The organism is Sphingobacterium sp. UBA7038 (genome assembly GCF_002494055.1).
In the GTDB taxonomy this organism is placed as follows: domain Bacteria; phylum Bacteroidota; class Bacteroidia; order Sphingobacteriales; family Sphingobacteriaceae; genus Sphingobacterium; species Sphingobacterium multivorum.
The window spans coordinates 550,442-571,040 of sequence record NZ_DLAV01000039.1 but is presented as its reverse complement, the minus strand read 5'-3'; the positions used below and the strand labels follow the sequence as shown (position 1 = coordinate 571,040).

Sequence of the window (20,599 nt, the reverse complement as noted above, 5' to 3'; positions counted from 1 at the left end):
ACTAAAGAATTACTTATCTCAGTGAAGTTTTTTGGCACAGATCTGGTACGGAAATAGGAACAACTAATTGCATATGAATAATCTATATATTATCTTCTTTTTTTTAGTTCTCCAGGGCTGCACAATGCGTAAAAGTACAATGACACCGGTACAAAATGATAAGTCCAAAATATACAATGACAGCTCAATGCAACAAGACTATGTTTCCATTTTAGAAACAATTTTGTCTGACGATTCAGCTGGTATCAAACTGCAACGTGAAGGAGAACGAAGGGCGTTCATTCATAACAAGTTTATGAGAGATTCTATCTCATCATTGCATGACAGGAATTATGTTTTTTACAACGTCGATCCACAGAAGCTGATGAAAATACTGGATAACCAGCTCACAGATTCGCTGGATATGCTTAATCAGATGAACGAAAGGAAGGCAATCATCCCAATTCCAGACGCGATCAAAGCAGCGTACACTGTTGATGACGCCGATAAATACAGGATGGACCGCAACCAAAGCATTTATTACTTTCATCTTCCCATTATCGGGTATAACCGCAAAAAAGCATACGTGCCGGTCGACTATGTATGCGGCCCTTTATGTGGAAACGGTGATGCATTTCTGCTTGAAAAAGTGAATGGTAAATGGGTAATCATACAACGATTTTTTAACCTCTGGATCTCTTAAAAAAATGTAGTCACAATAATCTTTAAACAGAAGATATTCACGCCAAATAACCAAGCGGACTTATAGCCTAATGGACCTTATCACTTTCTATAAATACACTTCCCGACAAATAGCACTCGGGAACATTGGCTAATACATAATCAATGTCGAGAATATTAGGACGAGCTGTACTTCCATGCCCACAATACAAACTCCTGATCCAGGTATCTACGTCATCTACCCATATCGCCTTCCAGGTAATATTTTGTGGATCCTGGACAGTGACAGGTGAAATTAGCACATTATACCCCATCGCTCGCAGCGCGGTTAATACGACTCGGTTTACTTTGACAAATTTCATCTTCGAAAGCTATATACGGTTGTCTTTACTTTGGAACAGAAATACAACCCATATGGTTCAAACGTCATTAACTTTTTGTGCTTTGCAGCAGATCCTAATAAGTACTAAATCTGACTGATCGCTTGCATCGGATCCATTCCCGAATCAAGAGACTCGTGGTGGTTACTCCTTTTTATATACAACTATTAAAACTGTCCTGTATGAGTTTTATGAGGTGTAATCATACAGGAGAAATGCTTCGGAACATCATTTTTTGACTTTCTGATTTAGTTTTTATACCACTTTTAGTAATATTTTTTCAAATCACTAATTCTTTCAATATGGAGTTCTCTGGCCTGAGACCGCCGCATCATTAACGCATAAGCATTATTAAATCCTAAAGGTTTTAACCACTTGATGCCATACAGCTTCTGAAACTCATTGTTTACGTAATTATAGGTATCGGAAGGACTTTTGGATACGCTTCCTAATACCTGCTGATTTGGTTTTAACAACACCAAAAGGCCTGTTCCCGTGTACTCTACATAGCAATCAATGGCATCGCTCATCAAAGCATCAAAACATATTTTGGTCCCACCCAACCCCGTCTTTGTATCTACTTTATAATCGGTATGGCCTTCGATCAGAATTTTGTATATCGCAGCCAAAATATATTGTTCTGCAAAAATTTTTGAACCTACCTTTATCGTACCGGCGCTCCCAGAACCAGTTGGCTTATAAAGATTGTTGTGCAGCAGAAAGTCCTTTGCAATATGTTCTGGCGTCTGCTTCAAAAAATCTGCTTTATAATTGAGCTCCGTCATGACCGAATCATTGAACTTATCTGCCAGCAGGTTCATTGTCTCTTCCAGCTTGGGGAATTTCTGAAGGGTTGCCGTCTTGATGATCGGTGAAGCAAAATAAGGTGGGAAAATCTTCTTGTCATCTGCCAGCACAAACAGGTCGTATGCCTTGATCCGCCCATCGGTGGAGTATCCGCTAATGAGATCAAGATCTTTTTCATAAGCGGCTTTATACATAATTACATCGCTGACAACAAGTGGGTTGACCTGAAGATCATAGATACTGCGAAGTCCCAGATCACCGTCCTGACGTCCCATAAACTCTGGTGTGAAACCTGCCTTGATGCGACTGTCATTGGACCTCATAGCCATATAAAGCATACTTAAAAAGCACATTGCGGTGAATATGCCCAATATAATATAGGTTTGTCGACTTTTGATATTTACCAGGGAATATTGGATTAGTGCAATGCCTTTGTCCAAGAGGATTGCTAATAATGCTGCAGGAATAGCGCCGGCCAAGATCATGTTGGAGTTGTTAAGGGATATACCGCCAAAAATAAATTCACCCAAGCCCCCGGCGGCAACAAATGATGCCAAGGTTGCTACGCCAACATTGATCACTGCCGCTGTACGTACGCCTGCGATAATCACTGGCATGGCAAGTGGAAGTTCTACTTTGAGGAGCAGTTGCCAATCGGTCATACCCATCGCTTTCGCTGCCTCTACGATACTGGAACCAACTCCTGTAATGCCGGTAAAGGAATTCCGGATAATGGGTAAGAGAGCGTAGATAAATAGTGCAATAATGGCGGGAATGGCTCCGATACCCAGAACCGGAATAAGAAAACCCAACAATGCAATACTCGGTACAGTTTGCAAAACACCTGCAAAACCTAAAATAATAGCAGCAAATTTTCTCTTTCTCGAGATCAGTACCCCTAGAGGCACTCCGATAAGAATGGCAAATACCAAAGATAAAAATGTAAGCCCGAGATGTTGGCCAATCTGGGTCAATAGCTTGTCCTGTTGTTCGAGAATAAATTGCCAAAAACTTTGCGCCGTCATACCACTTGTTGTTTTCGATAGTTGTTAAATGCGCCCACTAGCGTTTCATAGGCTTGCGCCGTATCTGTATGCATACTCAGAACCTGGGTGGCATGCCATAAATCTGTGCTCAATGTAAATCCATAACGCGAGATAAAAGGATCTATCGCCGTAATCCCTTGTAGTTCTTGTAAGGTAGTCACTTTATACTCCAATAGTAGGCGATTTTCGGCGAAGAAATTGGCTACAAATTCATTTGCAGGTCTATATAACAGTTCTTTTGGCGTTCCGATCTGCACGATTTTCCCCTTGTCCATTAAGCAGATCCGCTGTCCAAGTTCGAAAGCCTCAGACACATCGTGCGTAACGAGGATGATCGTCTTACTGCGTATCTCCTCCAAGGATCTGAATTCTGCGTGGATATCTGCTTTGGTTATATTATCCAGTGCTCCGAATGGCTCGTCCATTAATAGAATAGGTGAATCGGCGATCAGTGCCCTAGCAATGCCTACGCGCTGTTGTTGCCCTCCACTCAGTTCATGGGGATAACCTTGTTGGATCTCCTCGCCCAAGTTTAATTTGTGAAGTAGCTCCGCAGTACGCATGCTTATTTTCTTTTTTTCCCATTTCAACAATTCTGGAACTACAGCAATATTGCGTGCAACGGTATAGTGCGGAAAAAGGCCGGCATGCTGCATGACAAAACCAATTTGCCTACGTAAATCATGGATGCCTCTTTCTCTGATATCTTTGCCAGCAATAAAGATCTGGCCTTTATCGGGTTCGATAAGCCTATTGATCATTTTTAGGGTTGTCGTCTTTCCACAACCGCTGGTTCCTAGCAGAACAAGAACTTCGCCTTGATTGGCCTGAAGGGAAATCTGATCGACTGCGGCCTTTCCATTAAAGAATTTTGAAATGGAGACGATATCTATCATATTATCTCGCGAGTCTAATACCTGTAAATTGCCACTGCAGTGCCGTCTGAAAAAAGTTTCGGTACGTTTTGCGGCTATGATCTTTAGGTGTTGCAATGGAGGCTCCACGCAAGACCATCTGGTTAACCATAAATTTTCCGTTATATTCACCCACGGCGCCAGCCTCCTTTTTAAATCCGGGATAAGGAAGATATGCAGAATTGGTCCACTCCCACCGCTGTCCCCAATTGAGATGATCTGCCGCAACCTCCCACTCTGCCTCTGTCGGAAGCCGCATTCCCCTCCAGGCTGCAAATGCGGAAGCTTCATAAAAGTTGACATGGCAAACTGCATCTTCCAAGTCTATTTCCATCAACCCCGCTAAGGTATAATTCATCCATTGTCCATCCATCAAATGCCAATATAAGGGAGCCTGAGCCTGATGCTGTTTTACCCAGTCCCAACCTTCGGAATGCCAATACCGGAAATCGTCGTACCCACCATCTTCCATGAAAGCAATGTATTCCTTATTTGTCACCAAATCACTCGCGATTTCAAAGTCATTCAAATAGACCTTATGTCTTCCTTTCTCATTATCAAAACAGAAACCTGAACCTTCATATCCGATTTCATAAATCCCAGCACCAAATTGGACATACGTTGATTCGGCAGCCGCATAACTGACAGGAGCTTTTGTACTGCCGTAGGCAGGAAAAAGGGGATTGTGCCCCAGTATATATTTGATATCCGTAAGCAGCAATTCTTGATGTTGCTGTTCGTGATTTAATCCTAGCACAAAGATGTCAAGGAGATCATTTGTCAAAAACCCACCATCCAAAAACTCAATCATGGACTTGTCCACACATTTGCGATATCTATAGATGTCTGCAACGGAAGGTCTGCTCAGATTTCCTCGATCTGTACGAATCACCCGAGCTCCTATTGTTTCATAGTAACTATTGAACACAAAATTGTATTCAGCGTCGAATGGCTGATAGTTTGGCAAATGCGGAAGTAAAATAAATGTTTCGAAAAACCAGGTGGTATGTCCAAGATGCCATTTCGGAGGACTAACCTCTCCTATGGGCTGAACAACATAATCCTCAGTTTCCAATGGTTGGCAAATTTCTTCGGAATAAGCCCGTATAGCAAGATAGCTATCGATCCATTTTTGCTTTTCGGACATTTCGATAAGCGCATTTTGTATATTTTTCATAAATAAAACTTATTAGGACACCCTCCATGCCGAATCAACAAACCATCCTTTGCTGTCTTCAACATTTGCGATCAGCTGAAATCCTGCTATAGAAGCCATTCGCTGTATTTCCTCAGGAGCATATTTCTGAGAAATTTCCATGTCAATTAATTCATTTTCCTTAAAAAAAATAGACTCGCCTTTGATATGGACATGTTGATTGGTTAGACTGACCAAGAAACTGCGGCAGGCTCCGGAGATTGGATCGTAGGATTGATAATGCTGAAAATATTGGGTATCAAAATCAGCTTCAAGTTCCCGGTTGATGCGATTCAGTAAATTGATGTTGAAGGCCGACGTGATTCCGGTTTTATCGTTATAGGCAGAAAGAACGGTGTGTGGATTTTTTTTGAGATCAAAACCGATTATAATAATATCACCGGGGCTTAGTTTACGGCGGATTTCGGCACAAAAAAAGTGGGCTTCGTCCATATCCATATTGCCGATATTACCACCTAAAAATAAAACTACTTTTCGCCGTTCGGAAATTTTCATCGCCTGGTCAAGCATTTCAAAGTACTCTCCCTCCAACGGTACGATGTCTAAAGTTGGAATGTCACGATGTAATTTTTCGCCTAATACCGCAAGAATATTGCCCGATATATCGATAGGCATGTAGGAGTACGTGTTATGATGTGCACTGAGATGGGTTAACAGATGACTTGATTTAAGGGCATCACCTGCCCCCAGCTCTATCAGGTCGAAATCGGATTCATCAGTTGTGATGAAATCTGCTAACTCAGCAGTTTTTGTGCGAAATATTTCAAGCTCGCAGTTGGTCAGATAATATTCGGGCATATGCATGATATCCTGAAAAAGTCGATCGCCAATGGGATCATAAAAATACTTTGAAGATAATTTCTTCGGATAAGTATTTAAACCTTCTACCACTTCCTTGTGAAAAACCCCTTCATACTTTTCGATCTCAGGTGAAGCACTAATTACTGGTAGAACATTATTTAATTGTAAACTCATAACTCTATGGTATTTGCGGTCTTTGTTACAGAAATATAACAGGAAAAATGAGCGAATAGTTTCGGAATAATCCAATCTGTGAAAATGGTCGAAACAGCAAATGGCCAGCCTGGATTAAGGCGGCGACGTTATGCTGATTTACAATTGAATTTCTCGATTCGGAGGAAATCCTACTATTTAAAAAAGGCTGATCATAAGATCAGCCTCTAAAACACTCATCACAATAAAACATACTAATCGTGCCCTTCAGTCTTAACAATCTTGTTGTAAATACCTAATAATAAAAACGGCGCCGCCCACTGGCCGACAAACAGTGCATTATTGTCGTCTTTTGTTTTGCAACATTTTAATGCTGCTGAAATTCCCATCGCTGCCAGCGAAGCTGCTAAAAATAAAATCGATGGAATTTTAGAAGTTTGGTTTTCTACCTCTCTTGTTACTTTGTCTTCATTTCCTGTTGTAAGTGCCATAATATATATACTTTGGTTTATTATTGAACTATTTTCAAGAGGAAATGGTTTAAATTTAAACAAAAAAAGGTCGAGACTCTGATTCTCGACCTTAACATGATACGTAATATTGATAATGGAGGACTAAAATAACCATTTGGTACATAGCTTTGTTTAGAATAAAGTGCTAAAAGGAGGAAGCTTAATCCCTATTGTTTTATAGGTTTTTACAAGAGTTTGGCATATCAACCTAGATAGCGTCGAAATAGTCAATTCAATAGTAGCTGGTTTTAGGGATCCTAAAAATAATTGTTACTAACGGTGAACGAATTTCACTTGGTGCTGTTCTAATCAGCATGGTTACGTCACGTGCATCACATATACAATCAATATATTATGAAAATAGCAGTGCTAGCTCATTTAAAACATCCCATCCGCAAACCATTTATGGGTGGGTTGGAAGCCTTTACATACGAAGTAACTAAACTTTTACTGCAAAGGGGACACGAGGTTACCTTGTTTGCCAGTGAGCATTCCGATCCTTCTCTAAATGTGCATGCTATCCTTAGCGATGTAGATTACGATATGGAGACATTAAGTAGATTTCGCTCGCATGAATTGAGTGAAGATTTTATATCGACACATCACGCCTATCTGGAGCTGATGCAGGAGATAGACCAATATGATTTTGATGTTATATTTAACAATAGCCTAAATTACGTACCCATTACAATGGCGACCTTAGCGGAAACACCGATGGTAACAGTATTGCATACACCTCCTATTTTTGAGATGAAAAAAGCTATTATGGCAGCAAACAGATACAACAAAATGACTTATGTATCTGTCTCGCAAACAAATGCATCAATGTGGGAGCCCTATATACCCAATTGTAAGGTCGTACACAATGGAATTGATTTGAATAAATGGAGCTATATAGCAAATAACTCTGGAGAGTATGCATTATGGTTTGGCAGAATTCATCCCGATAAAGGAACCCATTTCGCAATAGCAGCTGCAAAATTGGCCGGAAGACCTATCAAAATCGCAGGCTCGGTCGCAGACAAACATTATTTCGAAACTTTTGTCAAACCGCTTCTCGATGAAAACGCTGAATGGGTAGAGCATTGCACACACGAACAACTTAATGAACTAATCGGAAATGCGGCAGTAAGTGTGATTACCCCCTGCTGGGAAGAACCTTTCGGTTTGGTTGTTGCTGAAAGCTTAGCATGCGGAACGCCAGTCGCTGGCTTTGCGAGAGGAGCGCTACCAAAAATTGTGACAAAAGAAACTGGATGTCTTACAGCGTCCTGCTCAGTGACAGAATTGGCTAATTGCATAAACGACGCAGCACAGCTTAGTCGCAAAGCATGCCGAGTGCATGCTGAATCATCATTGGATATACAGCATATGGTATCTTCCTACGAAAATATATTTGCTCAAGTAATCAAAAAATGTGCAGATAAATATGTCTTATAAATATGCTTTTTACATTCACCACCATGGGTCTGGTCATCTTACTCGAGCCTTAGCTATAGCTGCGCAACTACCCGCTGATGAAGTGGTTTTCCTCGGTAGTTCATTAGAAACTTATAAAGATTTAATACCAAAAGGTATTCGTTCAATCGAATTGCCATTTGATATTCCCGCCAATAGCGATCGGGATTGGGCTGCTAGTGACCTGAGTTTTTTACATTATGCTCCCGTGAATGTGAAGGGTATAATAAATAGAAATTACCTTATAACAGAATTTTTTGCAAAGCACAACCACTGTTTACTAATCGTTGATGTTTCGGTCGAGATAACTTTACTTGCGCGTCTCTGTGGGATACCAACAGTAGTCGTAAGACAACATGGCAGCCGCTCCGACTTAGCACACTTAATGGCTTATGAAAGCGCTTCTTTTGTGTTGGCACCATACGCAAAATCAATGGCTCAAGATATTGAAAGCGATTTTGCGCATAAAACATTTTATTCAGGTGGCTTCTCCAAATATAGCGGCATGTCGGTTGAGAACAATACGAGTGCGGACGATCAAATAGCGATGTTCTTTGGACGAGGTGGCACATGTTTCGATTGGAAGCTCATCGCTCAAATTCGGAAAGATTTACCTGAAACATCCAGCCTACATATACTCGGCACAATACCAGATTATCACGCTATTAGTGGAGTCAGCTATTATGGCAATTCAAAAACTGCATACGATATATTAAAAAATTGCGGCATCGTGATAAGCAATGCGGGACACAACTGCGTGATGGAATTGGGCGACTTAAGAAAAAAAGTTATTTGCGTACCTGCGGAAAGGCCTTTTGAAGAGCAAAAAATAAAAGCCAAGCTACTGCAAAATGCTGGTGTAGCGACGATAATAGAAGAGCAAGCTTTACATCAGGTCAATTGGTCCCACATCATTGAAAACGCAAAAAAATTAAAGGTCGAAGCATGGGAAAAATTGATGAACCCAAAAGCGACCATCGAAATTGCTGCGCGCCTTAAGAAATTGCATTCAAATCTATTTAAAACTTTATATAAATAATATGTACTCTACCGCTTCCATTTCTGTATTGACGATCGTACATAAACGCCATGACGCGCTAATAAACCTGATGAATGGGCTCGCAAAAAATTCTATTCTACCCACAGAGCTGATCATTGTCTATATCAATGAACGTGCCTACCCACTCAAAGACGAATATCCCTTTAAGATAAAGTCCTTGGAAATAGATACAACAGGTGAATTAAATTTGGCCAAAGCAAGAAATACGGCTATAAAAAGTTCGAGTTCTTTATTTAATATCTTTTTAGACGTAGATTGTATTCCGGCAGATGATTTAATAGAACAGTATCTGCCCTATTCAACAAAAAATATTTTAATAAGCGGCCGGGTAAGGTATTTAAAAAAAGGCTTTGCAGATAAACTTGGATGGATGTCGCAGTTGATGCAAAACAGCAGGCCGGATCCTGTCAGGAAAGATGTAGATCAATTTAGTTATGAACTTTTTTGGTCCCTCAATTTTGCGTGTACCAAAGAGACTTTCCATAAAATTGGAGGATTTGATCAAAATTATATTGGATATGGAGCTGAAGATACCGATTTTGGTTTCAGTGCGAGGAATAATGGGGTTGCTCATATCACGATCGACGCATTGGCCTACCACCAATATCATCCAAGTTATAATCCCCCTTTAAACCACTTCAAACCAATTGTCATCAACGCTAATCAATTTTTCCTAAAATGGAGAGTTTGGCCAATGATGGGATGGTTAACTAAATTTAATGAGTGCGGATATATATCCTTCAAAAACAATAAAATAACCATTGTTCGAGAGCCTTCAAAACAAGAAATTGCGGCCAGCCTCATTGAATAGGAAACAGGTCAAGGTTATTCTCGGACATTTAAAGAACCGTCCTTGTCAACTATTATCGGATTATAATTCGCAACAAATTAAAAAAAATATTGATAACATATTTTCAACATATTTAAATTTCCCCAAAATGCATTTAAATCCTACGATATCCACATTTAACCATGTCGTTTTGCATACACTTTTTGGCAAAGTTAAAAAAAGTACTTTGATTAATTTTGACCAAATACTTAGAAATGAAAAACTTTATAAAGTTATTACTGCTTTTAATGGTTATGATGACTACTTTATCAACTCAATCCATGGCACAAAAGAAAGATGTAAATGTCTTGGTCCTTATTTACTCCGATAACGGTGGGACTTTAGAATTAGCAAAAGAATTTGCTAAAGGCTTAGAAAAAAACTCAAATGTTCGATCAGTAATTAAACAAGTAAAGCATTCGGACAATCCAATTTTAAAAACTATCCCAGTTGTTAGTATGGAGGAACTTTCATCATATGATGGTATCGCGTTTGGCTCTCCGGTGTATTTTGGAAATATTAGTACCGGCATGAGCGAATTTTTCTCCAAAACAACAGATCTATGGGCGAAACACGCACTTGAAGGAATGCCTGCCAGCGTATTTATGTCTGCGGGTACCGGAGCAGGACGTGAACTTGCCTTACAGTCGTTTTGGAATACTCTTGCGGTTCATGGAATGATACTTGTTTCAAATGGCATACGCTCAAATGACAAAATTGACAGATCAATTGCTCAGGGCAATTCTGTTTTAGGAACCACGAGCTTGGTAGGTATAAAAAATGTGCCACGTCCGAGCTCCGATGAACGCCTTCTTGCCGAAGATCAGGGGGAAAACTTCGGGAAGGTTGCAAAGGCCTTACAAGGAACATTTCACAAAGAATCCGCTCCTATTGAACAAAAAAACAATAATGATATAAATCAGGAACTGATCAATAAAAAAATTATCCTGCCTGATGTTCCAAAACCTGCTGGAAATTATCAGCCATTTGTACGTACCGGAAACCTGGTATTTATTAATCAATATGCATTAAAGGATGGGAAATTACAATACCCCGGAAAACTCGGTAAAGACGTGGATGAAAGGCAGGTTAAGGAAGCGACACGTACCACAATGCTCAATGTTTTGGGAGTATTAAAAAATGCTGTGGGAGGCGATCTTAACCGCATAAAAAAATGTGTTCAGTTAACTGGGTACTTTAATGTAACTGATGACTATACCAAACATGCTGACCTCATGAACGCTGCATCAGATTTGGTTGTAGAAGTATTTGGTGAAAAAGGAAAACACGCCAGGGCAACGGTGGGAGCCTCGTCACTCCCAGGAAATACTTCAGTCGAAATACAGGCTATATTCGAAATTGAATAGATTCCATCGGTGTCCCTGAAAAATGCTTTCCGATACGATCTAGTCAAATTAAAATCTCTATCTCCTGTGCTTTGGCGTTAATAGAGATTAATAAAATATACTTCATACGGAGACACTTATCTAATTTGATTTATAAATAAAAACCCGTACATTCAACGGAAATTAACCTCTTTCCATTATGCAAAGTAACAATTGGTTCAACCGGTTTAAATACATCCAGCGAAAAAGGGTATTTTGGTTAATTACGCTATTAACTATTTTTCATCATACAAGCTTCGCGCAAAAAGATCCGCAGCTCAGGGAAGCACTGTCTATCATGACAAAAGCATCTATTTCTGGAGATATCGAAGGTATTATAAGTCAAACATCGCCCCGCATAATTGAAAGCATGGGCGGGATAGATCAGGCAACAAAACTGACCAAGGAACTCTATTCATCTCTTATAAAATATGGGGTTAAAATTGATTCCACGATCAATTATGTCGATATAGATGTCTCAAAAATTGATGGGATAGCCTACTGCTTTATTCCTCAGGTATTGGTAATGTCTATGCCTGAAAAAGGCAAAATGGCTATTACTTCGGCTTACTTATTAGCGTTAAAAGAGGACGAAACCAAAAAATGGACTTTTATTAATTTCAATAAAATGGATCAGGAAAAGATCAATTTGTTTCTTCCTGAATTTAACGGCAAGATTTCTCTTCCTCCGGGTCTAGAAAAAAAAACCTTAGTCGTGAAGAAAGAAGAGGTAGCTAAAACTGTCGATCATCTAATGAAACTTATAGATGAATCTGTCAAAGAAAATAAATAGTTTTAAGTCATTTCCCGTCAATCTTCGGAAATTCACTAAAACCTGCTATGATTTTTTTGTTTCACCTCAGGTCCCAATTGCTAAGGGAAATGTACTGTAGACTACTCCAGAAAATTCATCTTATACTCAGCTAAAATCTGCGTATTTTTAGGATTAATAAAATTCCTTTCATCGCACGAAAAGAGGAATCAAAAAGACCTTTCCGCAATTGCGGAAAGGTCTTTTTGATAATCTCAATATCGAAATGGAGGTTAATATTCCTCCATATAATGGAATCCTATGTTGTTTGGCGTTATGTTCCTCCTTCTACTCATACTTTTTGTTGCGATTTTATAGGAATCTAACGTGTTCCTAAATCTTTCGCATGCATACTGCCTACCCCCAAAATACAATTGAAAATAAAGGGCATTCGGATGAAAAGACAATTCAATTAAACTCCAGCTTCTTTATCAGTAAAAATCTGGACTCCTGCTTTCTTTTCAATTAACTGTAACGGATATAGTTCAGGATTATATACACCATGAAGAACTTGATTCAAAGCGTTTTTCTTGGATTTGCCAAATGTAACAATTAGAATATTTTCAGCTTTATTGATGATAGGTTCAGTCAACGTAATTCTAAACATTTCCTGTGGCTTTAGATAGTAGGCATCAACCCATTTTCCTTTTTCTTGTAGGATCTTTTCACCTGGAAACAGAGAGGCAGTGTGGCCATCATCCCCCATTCCTAATAGGATGAAATCAAAAATACCGTCAGCTCCCAAAACATTTCTGATTTGCGCTTCGTATTCTTTAGCGTAATTTTCAGGCTCAATTCCCTCTTTATACATGGGGAAAATCTGATTTTTATTGACTGGAACTTTATTCAAAAGTACTTCCAAAGTCATCTTAAAATTACTTTTCTCATCTTCAAGAGAAACCCATCTTTCATCTACCCAAAAAAAATGGATTTTCTCCCAAATTATTTTATCGGCATATTCAGGAGTAGCTAATAAACTAAAAATAGCTTTCGGTGAAGAGCCACCACTCAACGCAACCACAAATTTATCATGCTTCTGGATTGCTTTTTTCGAAAGCTCAACAAATGTATCTGCTGCTTCTTTATATAAAGCATCCAGATTATCAAATATCGTAATATTCATTTTCTTTTAATAGATTTTAAACCCACTGATGTCCCTGCCGCTCTACCAGTGCATCACTGTCATCAGGCCCCCAGTTTCCTGAAGCATAATTTGGGAAAGAGGGGTCTTTGGTTTTTTCCCAGGTTTCCTGAATTGTTTTTATCACATCCCACGCTTCTTCTACCTGATCAGAGCGCATAAACAGTGTAAGGTCTCCGACAAGTGCTTCCAATAATAGAGTTTCATAAGCTTCGGGAGTATCGGTCTGACAGGCAAAATTATCGAAAATCATTTCCACAGGTTTAAGCGCTAAGGACAAGCCTGGTTTTTTAGACATAAACTGCAATCTGATGTCCATTTGTGGCTGGATATTAATAATCAATCGGTTAGCCGACAGAAGCGAGGTGCTTTCTGAAAACATAGAATTGGGAAGTGGCTTAAACTGAATCGTTATATAAGAATGCTTTTCTTTCATCTTCTTCCCGGTACGAACATAAAAAGGAACATCCTCCCATCTTTCATTATCCAGATAAAACTTGATAGCGACAAATGTTTCGGTATTGGAATCAGGAGCAATTCCCTCCTCCTGGCGATAGCCATTTACTTTCAGCCCATTTACTTTGCCTCGTCCGTACTGTCCTCTTACCGCATAATGATCTACTTTTTCAGGAGAAATCCTACGGATGGATTTTAAAACATCAACTTTACGATCCCTGATCTCACCCGATCCAAGTGAAGCCGGAGGTTCCATAGCAACCATACAAAGAATTTGCAAAAGATGGTTCTGAATCATATCGCGCAAAGCTCCTGTCTGCTCATAAAAACTGGCTCTTGTTTCCACTCCGACTTCTTCGGCAACCGTAATCTGCACCGATTCTATATGTCTGTGGTTCCAAAGAGGTTCAAAAATTGAATTTCCGAATCTGAACGCCAAAATATTCTGTACTGTTTCTTTACCTAAATAATGATCGATACGATAAATCTGTTCTTCCTGGAAAGTTTGTGAAAGAAGATTATTTAGCTCAATGGCAGATTCTTTATTGTGACCAAAAGGTTTTTCGATAATAATTCGATCTGTTGCAGGATCAGATGCTATTGATGTATTTTTAAGATGATTTGAAATTACAGATACAAAGTTTGGTGCAATCGACAAATAGAAAAGTCTGTTTCCTCTCATTCCGTACACCTTATCAAAATTCTCCAGTTTCTGATATAAATTCTGATAAGAGCTTTCTTCATCAAGCTGATGCTGAAAATAGCTGATGTGAGCCTGAAAACCAGCCCAATCTTCCTTGGTTACGGTCTTCCTGGAAAAACTCTCCAGATTTTCTTTAATATAAGCGCTGAATTTTTCATCCGTATTTTCGGCTCTTCCTAAAGCTAGAATATTAAAACCTTTGGGCATTCTGCCATCGATGTATAAATTGTAGAAGGCTGGAAAAAGCTTTCTTTTTGCCAAATCCCCTGTTGCACCAAAAATAACGATCGTTGTTGGATGCAGGATTGTATTGTCACTCATTGTTAGGATCTAGTTATTTGGGGTTTGCCATGAAGTATGAAAGACTCCTTCTCTGTCCGTTCTTTGGTAAGTGTGCGCACCAAAATAATCACGCTGAGCCTGAAGCAGGTTTACAGGTAAAGATGCTGTGGTGTATGCTTCGAAATACCCTAGAGCCGACTGAATTCCTAAACTTGGAATTCCGTTTGATACAGCAAAAGCAGCCGTTTTTCTTAATGACGGAATTTTATCTTTTACAATTTCTGAAATTTCCTGATCCAATAAAATATTAGATAAGTTCTCGTACTTTGAATAAGCCAGATAAAATTTCTCCAATAAAACCGAACGGATGATACACCCACCTCTCCAGATTTTAACAACATCTTTTAACGGAATTTCAAACTGATATTCCTCAGAAGCTTTTACCAATAATGCCAAACCTTGAGCATAACTGATTAAAGTAGATAAATACAAAGCATCCCCCACCTCTTTTATAAACAATTCTGTATTTTCTGGAGTTTTCACTTCTTCTTTAGCATATATTTGAGAAGCTTTTGCTCGCTCATCTTTGTAAGCGGATAAAATTCTTGATGTTACGGCAATATCGATGGTTGGAATAGAGACCCCAATTTCCATACCCTCCTGGGAGGTCCATTTTCCGGTTCCTTTTGCTCCTGCTTTATCTAAAATCTTGTCGACAAGAAAACCGTCTGTTACATCATCTTTTTGCTGGAAGATATCTCTTGTTATTTCAATAAGGAAAGAATTCATCTCGCCTTCATTCCATCTTTTAAAAACTTCATACAATTGTTCATTCGTAAGATTAGCTCCTTTTCTCAGTAAATCATATGCTTCACTGATTAATTGCATGATGGCATATTCAATACCGTTGTGAACCATTTTAACATAATTCCCAGCAGCTCCTTTCCCCATATAAGCGGTACAGGGCTCCCCATTTACTTTTGCTGAAATAACTTCCAGCATAGGCTTCACCAAATTGAAAACTTCCAAATCTCCCCCTGGCATAATACTCGGTCCTCTTCTGGCGCCCTGCTCTCCTCCAGAAACTCCCATTCCCATAAAATGAAGGTTTTTAGAAGCTAAATCGGCTATACGTCTCTCGGTATCTTTGAAATAAGAATTTCCCGCATCAACGACAATATCTTTTGGACTCAGCAGCGGGGTTATGCTTTCAAGAACAGCATCAACCGGTTTGCCTGCTGGTACCATCAAAATAACTTTTCGCGGACTTTCTAAATTCAATACAAATTCCTCTAGTGAAACAGTTCCAACAACCTGTGTACCTGAAGCCACTCCTTTACGAAGTTCGATTACCTTTTCTTCATCTAAATCGAATCCTACGACAGAAAAACCATTATCGGCAATGTTGTAAAGCAGATTTCTTCCCATTACACCCAGACCAATGACCCCGTAATTATACTTTTCCATTCTTACTTAAAGTTTATGTTATAAATTCAAAATTACTGAAATGCATGCCAGTAAAAAAATTATCTAAAATTTTCTTTCCATTGTGACATTTTTATCATCAACTGGAAAATGTCATTAATCAATACGGTGATAAGGGCATCGTTCAACATATAAACTATCGAGGTCCAAATTCTCTAATTTTAATTTTACTTTTGGCTATATGTAAATACATGCTAATCAGTAAACTCTTTCTTTTTCTTTCGGATGTAGTCAACCAGAATTTTTTGCAAGTTTTTAGCGTCATTAAGTTTGTAGAACTCCTCGTCAAATTTGTTTAGCGGATTGTTTTCATAAGATTTACTAAAACCTTCTACCGTACCATCCTGATCTTCGGTTATTTTCGATTTCTCCTTTTCAAATGTGCTGTTTGCCCGCTCGGTCAGATCAGCAAATTGAGTAGCGCCAACTAATTTCAGCGCTTCTGGCAACGCAGCAGCAAATTGACCGCTTGAATTAAAATAAAACTGGTTATAACCACCATTATTTACTTCTCCTTCTAATTGGCTGATCATATAAATTGCTTGTCTGGACTTGTTCCAGGACAAGACGATTTCATATTCTTTGTCATATGCCGGCGATAACTTACGAAAGAGGTTATCATAAACGACTTCCAATAAGATGTCATCCGAAGTCGTATCAATAATCTGCTCGGTTAATGGATTCTGAATTGATGGCTTATTATTATTTTGCTTAGTATGTCCAGAACAGCCAAATAAATTTAAAATAATTATTATAATTCCAATGGTAATAGTTGGTGTTCGCATTGATTTTATCATCTTTAAATCTTTTTAGTATTCAAATATATACATTGATTTGCAAACAATTTCCTCAGTGGTATAGTTATAAAATGGTTCGACATCCTCTGTATGCACTTTTCAATTGGATTTTCTTTTACAATGAAGTACATTGCAGAAACATTGATGCGACTAAAGAATTATTTTGTAAAATTGGCTAAGTTAATTCTCTTTAAAACAATTTAATATGAAAAATTATATCATTACCGGAATATTTTTGCTTCTGTTCACAAATTTGGCGTTTCCACAATATTTCACCCTAGCTCCAACAGGTTTCGTTTCTAAAGAGAATCTAGATTATACCGTAGTAGAAGTTCCTGGCGTTAAACAGCAAGAACTTTACAATAATGTATTAAAGTCGATCAATAGCTTGTATTCCAATCCCAAAGAAGGCCTGACTTTGGTTCCCGGGCAGGCGATAACTTTAGCAGCTTACCAACAAAGAGGACTTAAAACATCGGGTATTGCTTACTATGATGTCGATTATACCTTGTCTTTTTTGTTTAAAGATGGAAAAATAAGAATCAATAGTCCAACTTTCAGTGCTCAAATTATGAATTACAACGGTACTTGGAATAAAATGAACGTGAAAAAATTTTATTTCAAAGGCAACGGTAGCCCCAAAAATGAGAAAAAACATCAATTCGTAAACGCGTACTTTAATGGGCTGATCAAATCCATTCTTGAAAAATCAACCAATATTGATAATTGGTAATATCGATGTATTTCTTCTCTTCTTGATAATAAACTTGCGAACTTTCATTCCATTTTTCCAGTTTTAATTCTAGAAATAATATTATTCAACGCCTTTAAAAGACATAATAACGCCAGAATATTTATCATGATCTGCACCAATATAAGATAAATCAATACCGGATAAATTTTTATTGTTTACAGCTTCTTTAAATAGCGTATAATTCATTTTTTCGATCCTATTATTCCAGTCTTCATCCGATGTTGGCTTAATTGATTCCAAATCTTTCATTTCAAACATCGCACGATCCGATATTTTTTTAGACCGTTGGACAAAGATTGTATCTCCTTCTATCTTTAGAATCTTAACCCAACCTGCTGGTAAACCTTGGATGTTATTTCCTTCAGCATCGGTAAAGAAACTTGCTCCATATAGTTGTCCTGCCTGTAATTGTTGAGCCGACTTAGCAAGACTTTCTTTTTCATTCCGATATTTCTTGCCATCCATGTTCAGTTTAATACCGTAAATAATAGAGCCGATAATTGCTATCGATGCTATCATCAAATACCCTTTCCAAAGTTTGAAATAGGGAATTTCTAGTGTCTTCTTAAATTTCTTTACCTCTTCTTTTATTTCAGGCGAATAATTTCTTGCGTGGATGACCTGCCCGTACTGATTGACTAAACGAGACATTTTTACCAGACCTCCTCCAACCGGAAACCCTAAAAATTTGGTCGCAGGTGTAATGATACTAAGATTGAAATTCTGCGGTATGGTCTCATTTTTTAATGTTGCAGTGATATTTTTACTTCCTAAAACGTACTCGTAACGTGTATAAATGAACAGCATAAATGGAATGAATTATAACTATAAAGGTTCGAAATTAAGAAAAAATTCCTCCTGTAAGAATCCTGTGTCAATTAACTAATTAGTACAGAAACAGATAAATTTATTTGATATCCTACGCGTACCTTGTTCTAAATACAAAAATGAGGAATTATGCCTTGGTATAATGGAGATTATCCACCATCATATAAAAATCAACCGGTCACCGTCCGGGAGAAAGCAACCGAAATCGCAAATGCTTTGCTTAAAATCCAAAGTATGCATTAGTTTCCATGAAGTTTAAGGATGGTGGAACGCTATCCATTACTGACTTCTCCTTGACATGAAGAATTAAATCTTAACATGATACAGACGCTTACGCATATCAACCAATTGATGCTTCAGCTTAACCTGATCTGGCGCTACCGGAAATAAACTGTGCAAGCAGAGCTCTTCAACTTCCTGAAAGAGCTTTTGCGACCAGACAAAAAGTTCCTCATAGCTATAGGCGCCATTCTTGATGCGCAGGAGCTCTTCCCTATTGGGACGTTGTATCTGTAATTTCTTTTTGGATACAATCTCCTTTGCCTGTTGCAATAAACGTATGGTATGCATCATATTTTTCGCATCATAACCCTGCCCATGATCCATTGTCCCCTCAAAACGTGCCTCATTGCGTGCTGACACCCAGCTGAAATATTCATTATACGCCTTGCAATAAGATGAATAAGATTCGTAATTAACACAGAGGTACGCACAAAGTGTCTGACCCTTTGCGATAGAACTGCACGACACCTCATTGCTATCCAGGTTAGCCACGACGCCTTTATAACCCAAAGTCTGAGTCTGATCATAATATAGGGCATACATTCCCTTTGCATGTTCAATCTTTGCTAAACCACAGTTTTCCTGCTTCCAATGCCGCCTGCTCAGCCACGCGCTTAACGGTAAACTACCATTACCGGCTATGATAAAACAGAACTCCAGCAAATTTTTACGTTCGTGATCCATCGGATTGTTGATTTTCTTATTCAACCCTTTTGCCTTACGCACCTGTACCATAGCATATTGCGCAAAAGTCATAACGGCCTCCCGCGTAATAAATTCCTGCATTTTAAATTGCTCCATTATTGGATCTCGGTATACGATGCAATCGGCAGGACTAGCCAATAGCTCCAATACAGTCGGATTACTCTTTGACAGGAGCTCGACGAAGCGACCTAGCTCATAATACACTTCATCATTGCTCGCATTAGCCACTTGGGCAGTATATTGACCACCCAAGTAATCTTCCAGAGGCAGATAAAATACCCCTTTGATATCCGTATCGGAAGATGCGGTGGCCAAACCATATGCCCGGCTGCCGACAACGGCCTCAAACAGGATCAGCCCGTTCTTTCGAAGTTCGTCTATAGTCATCTTAATATAGTTTTAAAGTAATTCTCTAGTCCTTCCTTATCCAATACGGATACGGGAACCTGTTCTACTTGGCTCTCTAAATGTATTAACTTTGTTTCGATATAACTCCTTATGGTAGCTGAACAGCTGAATACAAAACCTTCATCGACTTGGCTTTTCAACTTCTGTAACTGCATGACTTCGACTTTAACAACATTGGGCAATAATACGGATAGTTCGGCCAATGTCATCGGCGCATAACTGCGATAGGTCATACTCCAGTCTGCCGCTAGTAAAGATCTGAGGATATAAAATAAGCTCTTGAGCTTCATCGTTTCTCGCCGAAGATCTTTCACTTTGCTTCGGACAATCCCAAGATAATGATGGGCGTGCCTACGTGCGTCAAAATAATTTTCGATCATTGTCCTAAAACTTGTTTTGAATCCGTTAAACTCGTGATAGACCACTGGTGACTGAATCCATTCAAATGGGCTCACATTGCTCTTATACATTAAGATGAGTACTTTAAACAGATCCCAGCCTGCGATATCAAGGTCATCGGTTATCGGAAACCGCATTTCGGTAGGAAGCGGAAACAAAAGACTATAGTACTCTGCTTTTCTTACATAAATAAACCGAACATCGTAATCACTGTCGATTGACGGAAATCCCCAACCTCGACTTCCTGATTCACAGGCGAAAAGTATACGTACTCCTTCGCTCGCTTCTATTTCCATGAGCTTCTTGATGATATGTGCTTTCATTTCT

Annotated in this window: 20 protein-coding genes; 7 read left to right on the top strand and 13 right to left on the bottom strand. The window is 38.8% G+C overall.

The window, feature by feature from the left end; genetic code table 11:
• Positions 1–73: 73 nt before the first annotated feature.
• Positions 74–682 carry a hypothetical protein gene (locus tag B3H30_RS24040; RefSeq protein WP_147282029.1) on the top strand — a complete coding sequence of 203 codons (609 nt, stop codon included), beginning with the start codon at positions 74–76 and terminating at the stop codon, positions 680–682.
• Between the two features lie 67 nt (positions 683–749).
• Here B3H30_RS24040 and B3H30_RS24035 read toward each other — a convergent pair whose 3' ends face one another.
• The 6 genes from B3H30_RS24035 to B3H30_RS24010 all read right to left on the bottom strand — a co-directional run bounded on the left by B3H30_RS24035 (position 750) and on the right by B3H30_RS24010 (position 6,468).
• Positions 750–1,022, bottom strand: a complete 273-nt coding sequence (locus B3H30_RS24035; protein WP_070566451.1) for a hypothetical protein — start codon at positions 1,020–1,022, stop codon at positions 750–752.
• Positions 1,023–1,306: 284 nt separating this feature from the next.
• Positions 1,307–2,872: an ABC transporter permease/substrate-binding protein gene (locus B3H30_RS24030; RefSeq protein WP_286777176.1), complete on the bottom strand. Its 1,566-nt coding sequence runs from the start codon at positions 2,870–2,872 to the stop codon at positions 1,307–1,309.
• Positions 2,869–3,789 (bottom strand): ABC transporter ATP-binding protein, encoded by a 921-nt coding sequence (locus tag B3H30_RS24025; RefSeq protein ID WP_070566447.1) that lies wholly within the window; start codon positions 3,787–3,789, stop codon positions 2,869–2,871. The genes B3H30_RS24030 and B3H30_RS24025 overlap by 4 nt, the downstream gene beginning before the upstream one ends.
• Before the next feature lies 1 nt (position 3,790).
• Positions 3,791–4,984, bottom strand: coding sequence for an ergothioneine biosynthesis protein EgtB (gene egtB / locus B3H30_RS24020; protein WP_175442001.1), 1,194 nt, complete (start codon positions 4,982–4,984; stop codon positions 3,791–3,793).
• Between the two features lie 12 nt (positions 4,985–4,996).
• Positions 4,997–5,998 (bottom strand): L-histidine N(alpha)-methyltransferase, encoded by a 1,002-nt coding sequence (locus tag B3H30_RS24015; RefSeq protein WP_070566445.1) that lies wholly within the window; start codon positions 5,996–5,998, stop codon positions 4,997–4,999.
• Positions 5,999–6,231: 233 nt separating this feature from the next.
• Positions 6,232–6,468 carry a hypothetical protein gene (locus B3H30_RS24010; RefSeq protein WP_070566443.1) on the bottom strand — a complete coding sequence of 79 codons (237 nt, stop codon included), beginning with the start codon at positions 6,466–6,468 and terminating at the stop codon, positions 6,232–6,234.
• Positions 6,469–6,843: 375 nt separating this feature from the next.
• On the opposite strand from B3H30_RS24010, the gene B3H30_RS24005 reads away from it, so the two are divergent.
• The 5 genes from B3H30_RS24005 (at position 6,844) to B3H30_RS23985 (ending at position 12,014) form a co-directional block, all read left to right on the top strand.
• A complete protein-coding gene (locus B3H30_RS24005; protein WP_070566440.1) occupies positions 6,844–7,929 on the top strand; it encodes a glycosyltransferase family 4 protein in 1,086 nt (361 codons plus the stop codon).
• Complete coding sequence (locus tag B3H30_RS24000; RefSeq protein WP_070566438.1) at positions 7,919–8,986, top strand: glycosyltransferase; 1,068 nt, start codon at positions 7,919–7,921, stop codon at positions 8,984–8,986. Before B3H30_RS24005 ends, B3H30_RS24000 begins: the two co-directional genes overlap by 11 nt.
• Position 8,987: 1 nt before the next feature.
• A complete protein-coding gene (locus B3H30_RS23995) occupies positions 8,988–9,818 on the top strand; it encodes a glycosyltransferase family 2 protein (protein ID WP_070566436.1) in 831 nt (276 codons plus the stop codon).
• Positions 9,819–10,051: 233 nt separating this feature from the next.
• Positions 10,052–11,203: an NAD(P)H:quinone oxidoreductase gene (locus tag B3H30_RS23990; protein WP_070566434.1), complete on the top strand. Its 1,152-nt coding sequence runs from the start codon at positions 10,052–10,054 to the stop codon at positions 11,201–11,203.
• 178 nt (positions 11,204–11,381) lie between these two features.
• Positions 11,382–12,014, top strand: a complete 633-nt coding sequence (locus B3H30_RS23985) for a hypothetical protein (RefSeq protein WP_070566432.1) — start codon at positions 11,382–11,384, stop codon at positions 12,012–12,014.
• A gap of 430 nt (positions 12,015–12,444) precedes the next feature.
• On the opposite strand, the gene pgl is transcribed toward B3H30_RS23985, so the two are convergent.
• From pgl to B3H30_RS23965, 4 genes are all read right to left on the bottom strand, one after another.
• A complete protein-coding gene (gene pgl, locus B3H30_RS23980) occupies positions 12,445–13,155 on the bottom strand; it encodes a 6-phosphogluconolactonase (RefSeq protein ID WP_070566430.1) in 711 nt (236 codons plus the stop codon).
• A gap of 16 nt (positions 13,156–13,171) precedes the next feature.
• Positions 13,172–14,653 carry a glucose-6-phosphate dehydrogenase gene (gene zwf / locus B3H30_RS23975; protein ID WP_070566428.1) on the bottom strand — a complete coding sequence of 494 codons (1,482 nt, stop codon included), beginning with the start codon at positions 14,651–14,653 and terminating at the stop codon, positions 13,172–13,174.
• A gap of 9 nt (positions 14,654–14,662) precedes the next feature.
• Positions 14,663–16,081 carry an NADP-dependent phosphogluconate dehydrogenase gene (gene gndA, locus B3H30_RS23970; RefSeq protein ID WP_070566426.1) on the bottom strand — a complete coding sequence of 473 codons (1,419 nt, stop codon included), beginning with the start codon at positions 16,079–16,081 and terminating at the stop codon, positions 14,663–14,665.
• Positions 16,082–16,293: 212 nt separating this feature from the next.
• On the bottom strand, positions 16,294–16,896 hold the full coding sequence (locus tag B3H30_RS23965; protein WP_070566424.1) for a DMP19 family protein: 603 nt from the start codon (positions 16,894–16,896) through the stop codon (positions 16,294–16,296).
• A 205-nt stretch (positions 16,897–17,101) separates the two neighbouring features.
• On the opposite strand from B3H30_RS23965, the gene B3H30_RS23960 reads away from it, so the two are divergent.
• Entirely contained in the window at positions 17,102–17,629 is a 528-nt protein-coding gene (locus B3H30_RS23960; RefSeq protein ID WP_070566421.1) for a DUF4468 domain-containing protein, read from the top strand.
• Between the two features lie 81 nt (positions 17,630–17,710).
• Here B3H30_RS23960 and B3H30_RS23955 read toward each other — a convergent pair whose 3' ends face one another.
• The 3 genes from B3H30_RS23955 to B3H30_RS23945 form a co-directional block, all read right to left on the bottom strand.
• Complete coding sequence (locus B3H30_RS23955; RefSeq protein WP_070566418.1) at positions 17,711–18,457, bottom strand: hypothetical protein; 747 nt, start codon at positions 18,455–18,457, stop codon at positions 17,711–17,713.
• A gap of 327 nt (positions 18,458–18,784) precedes the next feature.
• Positions 18,785–19,852, bottom strand: a complete 1,068-nt coding sequence (locus B3H30_RS23950) for a DNA polymerase beta superfamily protein (RefSeq protein WP_070566416.1) — start codon at positions 19,850–19,852, stop codon at positions 18,785–18,787.
• Complete coding sequence (locus B3H30_RS23945; RefSeq protein ID WP_286834906.1) at positions 19,849–20,595, bottom strand: nucleotidyltransferase domain-containing protein; 747 nt, start codon at positions 20,593–20,595, stop codon at positions 19,849–19,851. The genes B3H30_RS23950 and B3H30_RS23945 overlap by 4 nt, the downstream gene beginning before the upstream one ends.
• Positions 20,596–20,599 lie beyond the last annotated feature (4 nt).

Coding starts and splice junctions, on each gene's coding strand:
- B3H30_RS24040 (WP_147282029.1), top strand. CDS start 74: ATGAATAATCTATATATTATCTTCTTTTTTTTAGTTCTCCAGGGCTGC.
- B3H30_RS24035 (WP_070566451.1), bottom strand. CDS start 1,022: ATGAAATTTGTCAAAGTAAACCGAGTCGTATTAACCGCGCTGCGAGCG.
- B3H30_RS24030 (WP_286777176.1), bottom strand. CDS start 2,872: ATGACGGCGCAAAGTTTTTGGCAATTTATTCTCGAACAACAGGACAAG.
- B3H30_RS24025 (WP_070566447.1), bottom strand. CDS start 3,789: ATGATAGATATCGTCTCCATTTCAAAATTCTTTAATGGAAAGGCCGCA.
- egtB (WP_175442001.1), bottom strand. CDS start 4,984: ATGAAAAATATACAAAATGCGCTTATCGAAATGTCCGAAAAGCAAAAA.
- B3H30_RS24015 (WP_070566445.1), bottom strand. CDS start 5,998: ATGAGTTTACAATTAAATAATGTTCTACCAGTAATTAGTGCTTCACCT.
- B3H30_RS24010 (WP_070566443.1), bottom strand. CDS start 6,468: ATGGCACTTACAACAGGAAATGAAGACAAAGTAACAAGAGAGGTAGAA.
- B3H30_RS24005 (WP_070566440.1), top strand. CDS start 6,844: ATGAAAATAGCAGTGCTAGCTCATTTAAAACATCCCATCCGCAAACCA.
- B3H30_RS24000 (WP_070566438.1), top strand. CDS start 7,919: ATGTCTTATAAATATGCTTTTTACATTCACCACCATGGGTCTGGTCAT.
- B3H30_RS23995 (WP_070566436.1), top strand. CDS start 8,988: ATGTACTCTACCGCTTCCATTTCTGTATTGACGATCGTACATAAACGC.
- B3H30_RS23990 (WP_070566434.1), top strand. CDS start 10,052: ATGAAAAACTTTATAAAGTTATTACTGCTTTTAATGGTTATGATGACT.
- B3H30_RS23985 (WP_070566432.1), top strand. CDS start 11,382: ATGCAAAGTAACAATTGGTTCAACCGGTTTAAATACATCCAGCGAAAA.
- pgl (WP_070566430.1), bottom strand. CDS start 13,155: ATGAATATTACGATATTTGATAATCTGGATGCTTTATATAAAGAAGCA.
- zwf (WP_070566428.1), bottom strand. CDS start 14,653: ATGAGTGACAATACAATCCTGCATCCAACAACGATCGTTATTTTTGGT.
- gndA (WP_070566426.1), bottom strand. CDS start 16,081: ATGGAAAAGTATAATTACGGGGTCATTGGTCTGGGTGTAATGGGAAGA.
- B3H30_RS23965 (WP_070566424.1), bottom strand. CDS start 16,896: ATGATAAAATCAATGCGAACACCAACTATTACCATTGGAATTATAATA.
- B3H30_RS23960 (WP_070566421.1), top strand. CDS start 17,102: ATGAAAAATTATATCATTACCGGAATATTTTTGCTTCTGTTCACAAAT.
- B3H30_RS23955 (WP_070566418.1), bottom strand. CDS start 18,457: ATGCTGTTCATTTATACACGTTACGAGTACGTTTTAGGAAGTAAAAAT.
- B3H30_RS23950 (WP_070566416.1), bottom strand. CDS start 19,852: ATGACTATAGACGAACTTCGAAAGAACGGGCTGATCCTGTTTGAGGCC.
- B3H30_RS23945 (WP_286834906.1), bottom strand. CDS start 20,595: ATGAAAGCACATATCATCAAGAAGCTCATGGAAATAGAAGCGAGCGAA.